The sequence below is a fragment of the Saccharicrinis sp. GN24d3 genome, from assembly GCF_052400645.1.
Taxonomy (GTDB): Bacteria; Bacteroidota; Bacteroidia; order Bacteroidales; family Marinilabiliaceae; genus Saccharicrinis.
Window position 1 is genome coordinate 5,607 of sequence record NZ_JBQTGI010000032.1, and the last position, 13,367, is coordinate 18,973.

A 13,367-nucleotide genomic window follows, 5' to 3' on the forward strand; every position below is an offset into this window, starting at 1 on the left:
CCTCATGGCCTTGTTTTTGAAGCGCCGAAGCCTGCAAGTTATCGCGCATGCAATTGCCGCAATAAAATGAATCACCAACTCCCGGTATAATAAAAACGACCTTCATACTATTTATAATTTCGTTGTACTTCACGTTGCACCACACGCTTGATATAAGTAAGTGTTAAGAGCATAAATAAACCTGTCAGTATGAGTGCCATAATCCAGACAGATAAACCAACGTTTGTATAATTGGAGCCTATACTAATAATTGCACTGATGAGCCCGGTCACAATAGCATACAATGGTACCGGAATGTTTTCGCGGTAAAGGATCTGTTTCGTTTTATGTATGCTGAAACCCAGCCGCGCATACATTTCAATCTCATATTGCCGCACACCCAGATTCTTTCGGATTACAATTACAAACCCCATGATACCAATTAACAAACCGATTCCACCCAATGTCATAAAAATAGTCAGGTAGGTATCTGTGACCGTATTGAATTGCGCCAAGCGAGCATTTGTGGTATTAACGCGCACACCATACGCATACATGGCTTGTGATAAGAATGTTTTTGTCCTGTCGACTGCATCCGGCTCTGTGTTTAAAAGAAAGACTTCACTACCTGTAATATCGGGCCAGATTTCTGAAAACACTTTCTTGTCCATCAATACATGCCCCTGGAAAATGGTGTTTGGCAGAGTGCCAACTAGTTGAACAGCTACTTCTTGTCCATTACTCCCAGTGTAATAAATGGTGTCGCCGAGGTTTTTGACCAGACTCCATTGAAGTACGGTGGCGTCAACCAGAACAGGATACACACCCTCGTTAACCTCTTGCAATTGTTTTAGTAATTCCTGCCTGTCAGCTTCATATATGTTATTTGCCAGGCCGATCTCGCTTTCAAATAATTGCCTCATGTCCACACCTAATACAGTAGGAGAGATCACTTTATTCAGATTCAGGCAACTGGCTTCATCGGCTTTATAACGAAGGCATTGAAGAATTTCGGGCTCACCGGATAAGCTCAACAGGTTAAGCTTTTCTTTGCCTTCTTCGGTATTCATGTTGTGATAGACCGGGATGGCACATTCACACCATAAATCATACCCCCCTGTGGCCTGGGTGAGCTTTGACGGATTATTGAAGTCCTGACGGTTTAATCCAACTGAAAATACAATGAATACACCTATGGCCAGAGAGAGGTAAGATAGAACGGCCTGATTTTTATTGGCAAAAAGCGCTCGCCAGATCATTTTGTTTTGCCTAAAGGCGTTTTCCGTAGCGTTTCCTTTTTTGCAAATAATATTATGGCCCCACAAAGCAAAGGTAAGCAACAGCAATATACCTGTAATGGCGAAAAGCGCCACAGAACTTACAAAGAACAAGTTGTAGACCGCTATGGATAAAGTCAATATACCAGCAATTATCAGGCTCGCCAATTTCTTACTAAACCGCATATCAACCCTAGGCCTACCCAATCCTCGGCCCTGCGACTCTTTATCCCTCACATGTCTTGAAATCACCAGGTGTAAAATAAATAAAGAGAGTACAATACCAATGAAAAAGGCCATTGCCAATGTAAATACGTTTGAATAAACCGAAAGGCTGCTTGTGTGCGTAGCACCTTGCCAAAATGAGTTTAACAGCCAGATAATTAGTGAGGTGTAAAGAAGGCCTGTGATAACACCTGCCATAGCAGACAACATCACCATCGGTGCTGATTCCATCCACAACAAATACCGGATCCGTTTGACCGTATAACCCAGGGCTTTCAATAGTTCAAGCTCATATTTTCTTTTGTGAATCATTTCCGTCATCGGTACAATCATAAGTAGGATTGCTCCCAGAATAATGAAAAAACCTAGGGCCATAAATAAGCCTGCAAAATCAACTCCGTTTTTGGCTGCATAAATCCCGGATTCCCTGGGGTGTACAATCTGAACACCAAACATGGAGGCTTTTAAACCGGACAAATCCGGTGCGCCCCCCGTAATTCGCACTCCAGTGGCATGTCCGTAGGTGTTGCCCCATAAATCAGCCACTGCCTTATACGATAAAATAGCTTTGGGTACGGAATGATATAGCTCCCAGTAGTGCTCATCCTCTTCAGTGATAAGGTCCATATCAATGGGCAAATCACTGTCCCATGCCGTGCAGGACTCCACATCCGAAATGCCCGGAAAGTTGGCGCTTAGAGCTGTGTCGGCTACTAACTGGGTTAAAGGCACTATGTTTTTAACCCTTAGCCGCAACGAATCCGTCACCAGCGTTTTAAAGTCCTGAGAGGTATAAAAGCTTATCCATATTTCATCGCCTACCTTTACTTTCAGTCGTTTAGCCGAATAATCCGATAAGATCACTTCCTGGGTCAACAGCTTTTCTCCCTTGTATTCATCCATGGCCGTAACGAAGGAGTAGGGGATGGAACCCGATTCTGAATAAATTGAGTTGCCCAGATAAGAATACATCCTATTAAGTCCGGGGTTTGTCCGGCCAAGGGTTTCCAATATTTCGTATTGCAAAAATATCCGGTCTGATCTTAATTCCGTGAATCCTTCTTTCTGCTGCACGGACAGGCCGGATAATTCATGATGCCAAGCCTTGTTCAGTTCATCCGATCCAATTATTTTGTCCGAAAGGATCAGGTTTACTTTTCCGGGCACTTCCATGGTCTCTGCCAGCTCATGGCGGTTTACGAAGATATTCAGGGGAAGCCGTTGCTCATTGAGTAAGCTGAGATTACCACTGGATGATACATCAAGGGTGCCCTTAAACTCCAGGCGCAAGCTTGTCGTATACGTTTCCGTTACAAATAGAGAGCCGGATGGCACAAGCCCCGGTGCCGGCAATCGCAGTACCAGCGATTCATTTTTCTGCAGGTTTAACTCATTTGATAAGGCCGGATTAATAAGGGCCTGGCCTTTATTAATGTTCAGGTCATTCACACCCCATACCATTACCGGAAGCAGGGCTCCGTTTAGCGAGATAAATCCATTGCTGAGCAGTACGCCCCTTGCAGAGGATTCAAACAAAGGCTCTTCCGTAAAGGCTTCTTCCAGATAGGCATTATGCGCAAAGATGACCGTTTCCGTATTGCCTAATCGTTCAGTTACCTGATTAACAAGGCTACTGCGCACCGAGTCACCAATGATCAGGCTTCCTGCAATCACGGCCGTGGATATGAGAACAGCCAGCCCCACCAGTTTAAAGTAACGGGCAAAGAAACGGATATTCTTTTTTATGAGTTCGCTTGTTTTCAATGTAGTACGCCATTTTTAAGTGTCACAATTTGTTTTGCGGCCTTTGCCATTTCATCGGAATGGGTTACCATAAGGATGGTGGTGTTTAAAGCCTGATTAACTTCGGAAAGCAAGGCCACAATGTTAAGGGCGTTCTCCATATCCAGCTGCCCGGTTGGTTCATCAGCGAGCAGAATTGAAGGTTTCATTATTAAAGCCCGGCATACGGCCACACGGCTAGCCTCTCCACCTGACAAGTGCTGTGGGTACTGATTGGCCACCTGCTCAATTCGTGTCAGTTTCATTAGCTCATGCGCATAGTCAATATAGGATTGCGGAGCTTCGGAATGATAAGCCATTACCGGCAACAAGATATTCTCCAGGGCTGAATACTGGGGCAGCAGGCGATGATCTTGAAACACAAAGCCAATTTTCTCGTTGCGCAGTTTATACAGATCTATCTGTGAGTCTGATATTTCTTTATCATCCAGAATGTAGGAGCCACTGTCCGCCCGAAGCAGTGTTCCCAGAATGGACAGCAGGGTTGTTTTTCCGGAGCCGGAAGCCCCTTTTACAGCCACAAAATCGCCGTTGTTCACTTCCAGATTCAGTCCTTTAAGAACTGTATTGACACGTTTGTCACCGTCCTGGTAGCTAAGATGAATGTCTGTTAACCTTATTATAATCATTGTTTTATGTTCTATCTGTTTTTTTACCAAAGCAGAAAAGGGTGCCTTTGGTGGTTAATATCATAAAGTGATCTGAAATAACGGCCGGTGAGGCCACAATCTGTTCGCCGGTGTCATATTCCCACAGGAGTTCACCCGTTTTATTATCAAGAATTGATACAATACCGTCTTTGGTGCATACAATTAGTCTATTGCGACTAACCACCGGTGCGCTGTCACCCACATCGCCTTTTAGCATGTATTTAAAGTTGGTTTTACCTGTTTCGCGGTCGATGGAAAGTAGGTGACGGTCTCCGGCATATATATAAACGCTCTTGCAACTGACGGCTGGAATGGACACAAAGGATTCATTATCCGATTCCGGTTCTCTTATTTTTTTTGAACCTGCTATCTTGCCTTTTGACAACAGAATTTCATATACGTTTCCGGTGTAATCACCTATATAACAGTATTTGCCCATAATGGCCGGCGAAGAGGGGAGGTAGGCATCCAGCAGCAGAGAGTCAGTGGGTATACCGGTTCGGTAATTGATAATTCGCAGCCAGGCATCACAGCCCCCGAACAACACATGATTGCCTTTCAGTGCAGCCGCACCATTAATGTAGTAGCCCGATTCAAATTTATTGACCAGCTGGCCGTTTTCGTGATTCAGGCAGTAAAAATAATTGTCGTAGCTGCCGAAGAGAATGTTCGCCCCGTTTTTTAATTGGGCAATGTTGGGCGAAGCTGAAATCTGACCAAGGGTTTCATAATTCCAGACTGTATCTTTATTTGCTAAAGAAAGCGCCGTTAAGTAGCCGTCAATACGTCCAATGTACAAAATCGAATCATGTATCATCGGTGTAGCTTCTACCGATGTGTTCAGGTTATAGGAGAAAGATAGCTTACCGTTAATATCCACACCATTTATTAAGCCTTTCCGGTCGCACCAATAGGTGGTTCCGTTGTCGATCACAGGAGAAGAAACCGTTCGTTTACCTCCTTTAAAAGTCCACAGCAATACTGGTTCCTCCGGTAAATATTTCTCTACATAACCATTCAGCCTGGTATTGCCCCGGAACAGTTTCCAGTTATGGTCATCTACCGAACCAGAATCCTCCGAATGGCGCTCGCAGGCAATACAGGTGATCAGGATTAATCCTATACAGATAAAACGGTTCATAATTCTCATTTTTAATTCTCCACTACATATATAGCTCCTGTCGGGCAAAGCGTTGCCAGCTCAACTGGGATGTTTTCCCTGTTCTCTTCGGGCAGATGCACCTCCATGCCAAAACCTCTGTTTTTGAAGGTAAATCCGTTGTCACTGTTATACACGCATAAGCCACAGCGAATACATTTTGCCTGTTCGAAGTACATCGTTTCATTCACCTGGATTTTAGACATCACCTGCAATTCGGTACCAATGTCAAAGCCGGGTCGTTTAATTTGGTGCGAAGTGGCATGCGTTCTTAATTGACAGCCGGATTTACCGGCGCAGGCGCAATGCAGGCAATTGGAGGGGGTGGAAACCGTTTCCTTCAGGCGTCTCTTTTCGCTGTCGGAAAAACGACCTAAGCGCGACTGAAAGAGTTTCTTATTAATTTCCATATTTTTTATTTCAGGTATGGCTGTGGCATCAAGTGTACTTGCCAATTCCTTGATAATCTCTCGGATCGCCACCGGTGCATCAACGTTCCCGCGTCGGCAAGCTTTTTCGCAAGGAGCTTTGCAATCCTCACAAGCCAGCTTCGGTAAATCAAAGGCATGCTTAACAAGGCCTAAGGCTTCTTTCTTCTGTCCCTTGTCATAGTAGTCAAGCATACGTTCGATATCCAATAGAGCCGGACAAACCATCGAGCAGGGCGCTTCACAATCTGCCCGGTGGTCGCTTAACAAGAGTTCAAGAGACATGGTCCGGACCTGCTTCACTTCCTCACTTTGTGTATCAATTAGCATCCCTTCCGTCGGCTTACTGGTGCAGGATGGAATAATCTGTCCCCGGGTTACATCTTTGACCGCACAAACCATACACGACGATTTATGTTTCGCTTCTTTGGAGTGGCAGAGAGATGGGATTTCGAATCCTTCCCGCCGGGCAATCTCAAGCAACGATTCGTCGGCTTTTACCTCCAGGGTTTTATCATTAATTGTTATTTGCATATACGTCTTCTTTAACCGGCACTTTTTTAATGGTGTCAAATTCACATTCATCTACGCACAAGCCGCATTTAACACATGCTTCCTGATCAATATCGTGCACTTCATAAGGTGCATAGGCAATGGCATCAACCGGACATGCTTTCGCACATTTGGTGCATCCCACACAGTCGTCCGTGATCACATATTGCATCATGTCCTTGCACTTACCTGTTTTGCATAGTCCATGAATATGTTCTTCGTATTCTTCGCGGAAATACTTTAAGGTGGTCAATACCGGATTCGGTGCCGTTTTTCCCAAACCGCAGAGCGATGATTTCTTCACATTGTGGGCCAGATTTTCCAGCTTGTCGATATCCTCCATTTTAGCCTGGCCGCTGCAAATACGATCCAGGATGTCGAGCATGCGACGAATGCCCACACGGCAGAAGGTGCATTTGCCACAGGATTCCTCGCAGGTAAAACTTAAAAAGTAGCGGGCCACATCCACCATGCAGTCGCTTTCACTCAGTACCACAAGCCCGCCGGAACCCATCATCGCACCCATCTGCTTGAAAGAATCAAAATCCACGGGTATATCGCATAAATGAGCTGGAATACAGCCGCCTGAAGGTCCTCCTATCTGCACTGCTTTCAGCTTTTCTCCGCCTTCTACGCCACCGCCAATTTCTTCTATAATCTGGTTCAGGCTGATGCCCATGGGCACTTCAATCAGTCCGCCGTTTTTTATTTTTCCGGCCAGGGCAAATACTTTTGTGCCTTTACTGTTTTCGGTGCCTGTTTCCGCGTAATGGGCAGCCCCGTTACGAATGACATAAGGAATCTGGCTTAATGTTTCCACATTATTGACCAGGGTAGGCATGCCATTTAAACCACTCACTGCCGGGAAAGGGGGTTTCTGTTTCGGAAACCCTCTGTCGCCTTCAATGGATGTGATTAAAGCGGTTTCTTCACCGCACACAAAGGCTCCGGCACCTTCAAAAACAGATATATCAAATGAAAAATCACTGCCCAAAATCTTATCTCCGATCAGGTTTCGTTCCTTACATAATTCTAGTGCGCGTTTGATCCGTTGCACCGCCAGAGGGTACTCGGCGCGGATATAAAAAATACCCTTTGTGGCTCCCACTGCAAAAGCTTCAATGGCCATACCCTCGATTACGCGGTAGGGGTAGGACTCTAAAATCATCCGGTCCATAAACGCTCCCGGGTCGCCCTCGTCACCGTTGCAAATTAAATATTTATCCGTTTTGTCGGCCGAAGCTACAATCTTCATTTTCTCGCCGGTAGGGAAACCACCACCACCGCGTCCCCGAATACCGCTGGTGAGCACCTCCTGAACCACTTGAGCGGGTGTTTTTTCTGAAATTACTTTTTTCAAGGATCCAAAGCCCTGATGATGAATGTATTCATCCAGATCGAGTGGCGCCAGAAAACCATACCCCTCAGTAGAAATGTGTTTTTGTTCCGATAAGAAACTATCAATCAATCCGGTGCGTTCATTTTCCGATTTCCATACCACGTTGTCCCATGTAGTGTCGGTGTGGTAAGTGTCGACCCGGTTGATCACGCTGTTCTTAAAACGCTTAAACAGGCTGCCCGGCTTAAAATGGTGGTGCAGAATCTCCTTAATTTCGGAAGCATTCACATTGGGATAACGTTTCACTGCCCCATCTTCCAATACCACATCAATCAAGGGCACCTGATTACAAACGCCCACGCAACCCACCGACTTAATATCTACCCGGATGCCCAATTCATCAGATTTCTTAACAAGTTCCTTGTAAATATCTGATGACCCGCTGGCCTGGCAGCACGATCCCATGCCCAAACGCACCTCGCCGACTACTTTATAATCTTTAGTTTTACCCGACTTGTCATCCTTTGCTTCTGAAGTTTCAAGGAACGCTGTCATAACTTCACCGACCTTACCCGGAGCCACATGTCCGTATATCTTGTCGTCAATTTGTACCACGGGTGCCAATGTGCAGCAGCCCAGACAGGCTACTTTTTCAATGGAAAAAAGCTGATCGTCGGTGGTGATACTACCTTTCTCGATCTTTAACTCGCGCACGAAGGAATCATAGACGTTGTTGGCACCTTTTACATGGCAGGCCGTACCGGCACACACTTTTATCAGGTGCTTGCCATAGGGTATATGGCGGAATTGCGAATAAAATGTAGATACGCTGATGAGCTGTGCACGGTCGATTTCTGTTTTTTCATAGATGCGTTCGATGGCTTCCCCGGGCAGGTAGTTGAATTCATCCTGTATCGCTTGCAATAAAGGAATGATCACCTTGCGGGATGTGCCCACGCGTTTGATGATGGCATCCATTTTTGCCATCACTTCATCGTGACTCAGCTTGTCGTTATTCTCACATGTACAATTACTCATGTTAATTGACCTTTACGCAGTAAATACTATTATCGGTTCTGACCACAATTCGCCCGTCTATGAAAGCTGGCGTGGCGTATGTGTTTTCACCTGTGGCAAACGCATCCAGCAAGGCAAATTCATCATCGGCTTTGAATATGTGCATGGTACCGTCGTTGCTGATGATGTACATCTTTCCTTCAGCCAGAATCGGAGAAGAGTAAAATTCAGCATTGGTTTCATGCTCTTTTTTGAGTTCTCCGGTTTTCGGATCAAAGGAGGCCACCACGCCATAGCTTGTGGCAATGAAGAGGTTGGTTTTGGTGGCCACCGGACTGGCTACTTCCGGCAGGTAGTCCATTGACTCCCACAAGACCGATCCATCGGTGCCGTTTATGGCCACCATTTTAGCATATTCGCTGGCTCCAAAGATTACCCCGTCCATGCTACATGCACTGGCACCTACTTCACCCATCAGGCATTCAACTCGCCAGAGTTGGTCACCGCTGGCAGGATCATAACCCGTAATACCAGGGTTACCCATCAATACCAACTGATGCCCGTTGTTTACATCGGCAATCATCGGTGAACTCCAGGTAATTCTTTCGTTACGGTCTTTGCTCCAGATTACATCGCCGCTTGCAGGGTTGAGGGCCATCACTTTCTGAACGTCGTTATTGTCGTATTGTATAAAAAGCTTATTGTCGAAAATGAGCAGGGAAGAAGCATAACCATAGTGGTTATCCGGCACGCCCAGGTTTTTAGCCCACAGTTTATTGCCATCCATGTCGGTACATACCAGATCACCTGTGCCAAAAACTGCGCAAACCTGCTTGCCGTTCGTAGCCACACTGGCTGATGCCAGGCCGGTATCATCTGTGGTTTCAGGTACCTGGTTTGGCGAACCGGATATACCGGTAACATTGAAGGTCCAAAGATTTTTACCAGTATTCAGATCGTAACAAAATAATTCCCGGGCCTTTTCATCACCACAGGTAATGAAAATTTTATTGCCATGAATGACCGGTGAACTTTGGCCTTTACCATTTATTTTGGTGTGCCAGGCGATGTTGGTGCCATTGGCCAGATCCCATTTCATTGGCAGTTTTTTAGCTAGTGAGATGCCGTTTGATTTGTTTCCTCGGAAGGCATTGCTGTTCGTTTTATTGACCGGCACTGTTTTTTCCGGTTCAGGGCTTTCTTCCGGTTTTACTTCCTCTGTGACTGTATTTTTTTTCGTCTCCTTCACAGGTGCTTCCGTGTTTTTCTCAGCCTCCGCCACTTCGTTTACTTCTCCGGGTATAGCAGGTTCTTCAGCTTTAGGTGCGTCAGGCGCTTTTTCTTCAGTTTGTGTTTCTTCGGAATTCACTGTTTCGTCACTTTCATTCGTTTTTGTAACAGAAACGCTTTCTGTCGGAGCTGCTTCCTCCTGAACCTCGGTTTGTTCCGAAGCCGGTTCTTCGCTCGCCTGTGCCACTAGCGTCTGTTTCTCTTTTTGGTTGGAAGCCTTCATAAACGGCATGCTACTTACAATAAAGATCAATGCGATGGCCGCTAAGCCAATGGCACCGAAATTTACATATTTACGTGCCTGGGATTTTATGGCCCATTCATCAATCGGATCCAATTTTTTATCCGGTACATCTTTAAAATGCGTAAAGTACAGTCGGGCACAGACGATGAATACGGCCATCATGCCCAATAGCATGTATGTACCGTTCTTCAGATGATCCATGCTGATAAAATAAGCTTTGCGAGCCATTAAGTCGAGCTGACGAATTTGCTCCTGTAATTCTGTATTACCTGCATTCTGGTCATTCAATTGTTTTAAAGTTTCCACTACCTGTGTTTGCAGGGGCGATACTTTTTTCACCGTGAAATAATTGGTGATCAGCATTATTGCCAGGGTGATTATAAAAATGGCCGATACAATGGCTATATTTCTATATATTTTTTGTTTCATTTTCCCGTATATTTAAGATTAAGGAAGGTATTTTGTGGACAATAGCTGAAGCATCTTCCGCATGCCATACAATCGTTATGTTCTATTTCGTAGGTTTTTCTGGATCGTTTAATCGACAAATTGATTAAGGTTAATCCGAGCACTAAACCAATGAATGCGCCGGCAATGGTTCCGTAAAATCTAAAATCCTGTTTGACTACTTGCACTTTGTTTTTGAGTGCTTCGATGTCGCCACCACCAATGTAAAAGGCCTCCAGTTCCACCGTAATCATATCCTTCGGATTGCGTTCCTGTTCCATTACCATATTGTAGAGTTTCAGATCTTTGTGCGATTTGCTTAAGCCCGGACTAAACTGTCGCAATACATAGGCCGAGGTGCCAATGATCAGCGGTAAAACCAGGAAGTACATCAGCAGGCGTTTCACACCCTGCATCCGGTCTTCCTTCAGCTTGTTTTCATATGGCGGCCTGATGGCATCAACCGGGCAGGCATTGTGGCATAAATCGCAGTTGATGCATTGTTTTTTCGTGATCTGTATCTTCCATATGGATACCTTTGAAAATAAGCTTAGTAAGGCACCGTACGGGCACAGGAAGCGACAGAAAGGACGCCCTGTAAATATAGAGGCAATTAACAGTAAGGCTCCGAACAGGATCAAACCAAAATCGCCACCTAATCTAAAAATGCCGATGAAGGGATCGTAAAGGCAGATGATGAAGCTGGTACGAGTAACCGCATATAAAACTGCGAAAATAAGGTACAGCCAGGGGATGACCCCGAGTACGGCTGTGACGGATTTCGATAGTCGGTAGTTTCGGATGTTCACCAACTCCTGCAAAGCCCCGAAAGGGCATACTCCTGCACAAAAGACACGGCCAAATAAGAGGGCAAATGCGATGGGCAGAATGAAAAACAGGAATACTGACACCGGGATTATATAGGAGGAATCGGCAAATGCCAAGGCCACATTCTGAATGGAGCCGATGCTGCACACGCAACCGCTGCGAAAAAATCCAAAATAGGCCACAGAAATTACCGATACCCATATAATAGGTTTGCGTTTTTGTTTATTGAGGATCGCCCAGGCGACGAAACTCATCAGCCCCACCAACAAAAAAACGTCAATGAAGAGCCATAGTTGCTCATTAGGCAGGGCATAAAGTTTTTCCGGGTATTGGTAACCCGATTCAAAATCTGGTTTCGGGAACCTGTTTAGATTCTGTGCGCCGGAAATGGCGACAAGTAACAGGCTCATAAATATCGTGCTAATTCGCTTCATTTATCCTTTCAATTTATAGGCTTGTGCAAGTGGAACCCTTGTGATGGCAATGGATGGACAAACCTTTGCGATTTGACATTCGTTACAATCGACACACAAATTACGTTTTATCTGCAGGTAAAGTGAGCCATTGCCAAAGGAAGTACAGCCCTTAACGCACTTGGCGCATCCATTGCATAAATCCTCGTCTATCTTATATTCGAAATACGGATCCTCGACGAACTTACGCTGAATGGCACCGGTGGGGCACATCAGGTTTTCGGCTGCCGTGTTTAAATCCTTGACGTTGGAGCGGTAGTAGCCACCGCATAAATCGCAATAGCCACATATCTTATTGGCATGAAAACATTTCACGGCCGACACTGTCAGCACGCAGTCGGTTTCGCATTTGCCACAATGGGTGCACTTTTGCGGATCAATTTGCCAGTAATGGGTTTCTTCTCCGGTTCTTAACTTACTGAAAAAAACGCCCGTGGCAGCCAGAATTGACCCGCCTGCAACTACGGAACCCAGCATTTTTACAAATTTCCGGCGTTCAATCGGACTTTTATGTGTGTTATCTTTTTCCATCTTCCTTAGATTGTCACGCCCTTACGCAAAGGACAGTTTTTAACTTTACATTTGGTGCATTTCGAATCAGCCAATGTGTTAATACATGGCACGTCTCCTTTATTTCTATTCAGCAACAGCCAGGAACTCGTTGCGATAATACTTGCTCCGGCCAGGAAGGTGCCGCTGAGTTGAAAAAACTTCTGTCTGGATATCTTTTTCGTATTCATGCTTTATTGATTCTTTAGCTCAAAGACTTTTATCTTATTTTTTACAGCGGTGACCAGCTTGTCATCAAAGGTCTTGAGCTGGTAAGGAAGGTGCCCACCGCCCAAAAGGCTGTGATTCAGTAAAACCTTATTAAAGGTGCCTGACCGATTGTAATGGCTTATTCGGGGATTCCCTTTTTCGGAAGTAAGCAGGCGTCCCTGTCCGTCAAAATGGATGTAAGAAGGATTGCAACAACCGGCAAATGAGCCGGCCTCACTGCCTGCACGTCCGAATGCGGCAATAAAGTCCCCTTTTAGGGTGTAGGATTCAATCCGGTGTCTGCCCGGGTTGGTACAATAAATGGTGTCGTTTTTATTTGTGATATCAAAGAAATGACTCGGCGTAATAAACTTATCCGGGCTCTCGATGAACTGCACGAAATTACCTTCCCGCGTATATTTGCAGATGTTCTTATGACCCACATCGCTTACATAAACAAAGTCTTTTGTCAGTGTAAATGCCGTATAATCCGATAGCTCACTGCAGGCATCCCAGGCGTTTAGGGAATCTCCAGTTAACGAGTAGTTTTCGATGTGTGCCGGGTAAAGAACAAAAAGGCTTTTGTGACTGATTTCAATATCCCTGGCCTCAGGCTTAATTCTAAATGAAGAAACCAGTTCACCTCTCAGATTATAGATGCTGATAGATTCCCGGCCTGCGACATAAAGGCGCGTTCCATGCAGCTCAAACGCGATTACACTGTCTTTGACCAGAATGCTTGCACGCTGTTTATAATCGCTATCGAAATTTTGCATAGCAGGATTTTGAATCAGTGTTTGTTTTTCATCGCTAACCGGTCGAAGCATATAAATGATAAACCCGATTACAATCAGGAAAATCACAATATTAACGGTCACCTTTATTGTTTTGTCCATA

General features: G+C 45.2%; 9 protein-coding genes. All 9 read right to left on the reverse strand.

The genetic code is table 11. The features are described from left to right. Positions 1–107: 107 nt before the first annotated feature. A complete protein-coding gene (locus tag ACT29I_RS23090; protein ID WP_444794526.1) occupies positions 108–3,245 on the reverse strand; it encodes an FtsX-like permease family protein in 3,138 nt (1,045 codons plus the stop codon). Next, entirely contained in the window at positions 3,242–3,913 is a 672-nt protein-coding gene (locus ACT29I_RS23095) for an ABC transporter ATP-binding protein (RefSeq protein ID WP_444794527.1), read from the reverse strand. Before ACT29I_RS23095 ends, ACT29I_RS23090 begins: the two co-directional genes overlap by 4 nt. A gap of 4 nt (positions 3,914–3,917) precedes the next feature. Further along, complete coding sequence (locus ACT29I_RS23100) at positions 3,918–5,075, reverse strand: outer membrane protein assembly factor BamB family protein (RefSeq protein WP_444794528.1); 1,158 nt, start codon at positions 5,073–5,075, stop codon at positions 3,918–3,920. Positions 5,076–5,086: 11 nt separating this feature from the next. Beyond that, on the reverse strand, positions 5,087–6,055 hold the full coding sequence (locus ACT29I_RS23105; protein WP_430936296.1) for a 2Fe-2S iron-sulfur cluster-binding protein: 969 nt from the start codon (positions 6,053–6,055) through the stop codon (positions 5,087–5,089). Then, the gene (locus tag ACT29I_RS23110) at positions 6,039–8,450 is read right to left on the reverse strand and encodes an NAD(P)H-dependent oxidoreductase subunit E (RefSeq protein ID WP_444794529.1); all 2,412 of its coding nucleotides are present in this window, start codon (positions 8,448–8,450) and stop codon (positions 6,039–6,041) included. The genes ACT29I_RS23105 and ACT29I_RS23110 overlap by 17 nt, the downstream gene beginning before the upstream one ends. Before the next feature lies 1 nt (position 8,451). After that, on the reverse strand, positions 8,452–10,392 hold the full coding sequence (locus ACT29I_RS23115) for an outer membrane protein assembly factor BamB family protein (protein ID WP_444794530.1): 1,941 nt from the start codon (positions 10,390–10,392) through the stop codon (positions 8,452–8,454). Then, positions 10,389–11,672: a 4Fe-4S binding protein gene (locus ACT29I_RS23120; RefSeq protein ID WP_444794531.1), complete on the reverse strand. Its 1,284-nt coding sequence runs from the start codon at positions 11,670–11,672 to the stop codon at positions 10,389–10,391. Before ACT29I_RS23120 ends, ACT29I_RS23115 begins: the two co-directional genes overlap by 4 nt. Next, positions 11,673–12,242: a hypothetical protein gene (locus ACT29I_RS23125; protein ID WP_444794532.1), complete on the reverse strand. Its 570-nt coding sequence runs from the start codon at positions 12,240–12,242 to the stop codon at positions 11,673–11,675. It lies immediately after the preceding gene. 212 nt (positions 12,243–12,454) lie between these two features. Then, the gene (locus tag ACT29I_RS23130; protein WP_444794533.1) at positions 12,455–13,366 is read right to left on the reverse strand and encodes a hypothetical protein; all 912 of its coding nucleotides are present in this window, start codon (positions 13,364–13,366) and stop codon (positions 12,455–12,457) included. Position 13,367: the final 1 nt, after the last annotated feature.

Bases quoted from the DNA above. Each gene is read 5' to 3' on its own strand.
- ACT29I_RS23095 (WP_444794527.1), bottom strand. From the start codon at position 3,913: ATGATTATAATAAGGTTAACAGACATTCATCTTAGCTACCAGGACGGT.
- ACT29I_RS23100 (WP_444794528.1), bottom strand. From the start codon at position 5,075: ATGAACCGTTTTATCTGTATAGGATTAATCCTGATCACCTGTATTGCC.
- ACT29I_RS23105 (WP_430936296.1), bottom strand. From the start codon at position 6,055: ATGCAAATAACAATTAATGATAAAACCCTGGAGGTAAAAGCCGACGAA.
- ACT29I_RS23110 (WP_444794529.1), bottom strand. From the start codon at position 8,450: ATGAGTAATTGTACATGTGAGAATAACGACAAGCTGAGTCACGATGAA.
- ACT29I_RS23115 (WP_444794530.1), bottom strand. From the start codon at position 10,392: ATGAAACAAAAAATATATAGAAATATAGCCATTGTATCGGCCATTTTT.
- ACT29I_RS23120 (WP_444794531.1), bottom strand. From the start codon at position 11,672: ATGAAGCGAATTAGCACGATATTTATGAGCCTGTTACTTGTCGCCATT.
- ACT29I_RS23125 (WP_444794532.1), bottom strand. From the start codon at position 12,242: ATGGAAAAAGATAACACACATAAAAGTCCGATTGAACGCCGGAAATTT.
- ACT29I_RS23130 (WP_444794533.1), bottom strand. From the start codon at position 13,366: ATGGACAAAACAATAAAGGTGACCGTTAATATTGTGATTTTCCTGATT.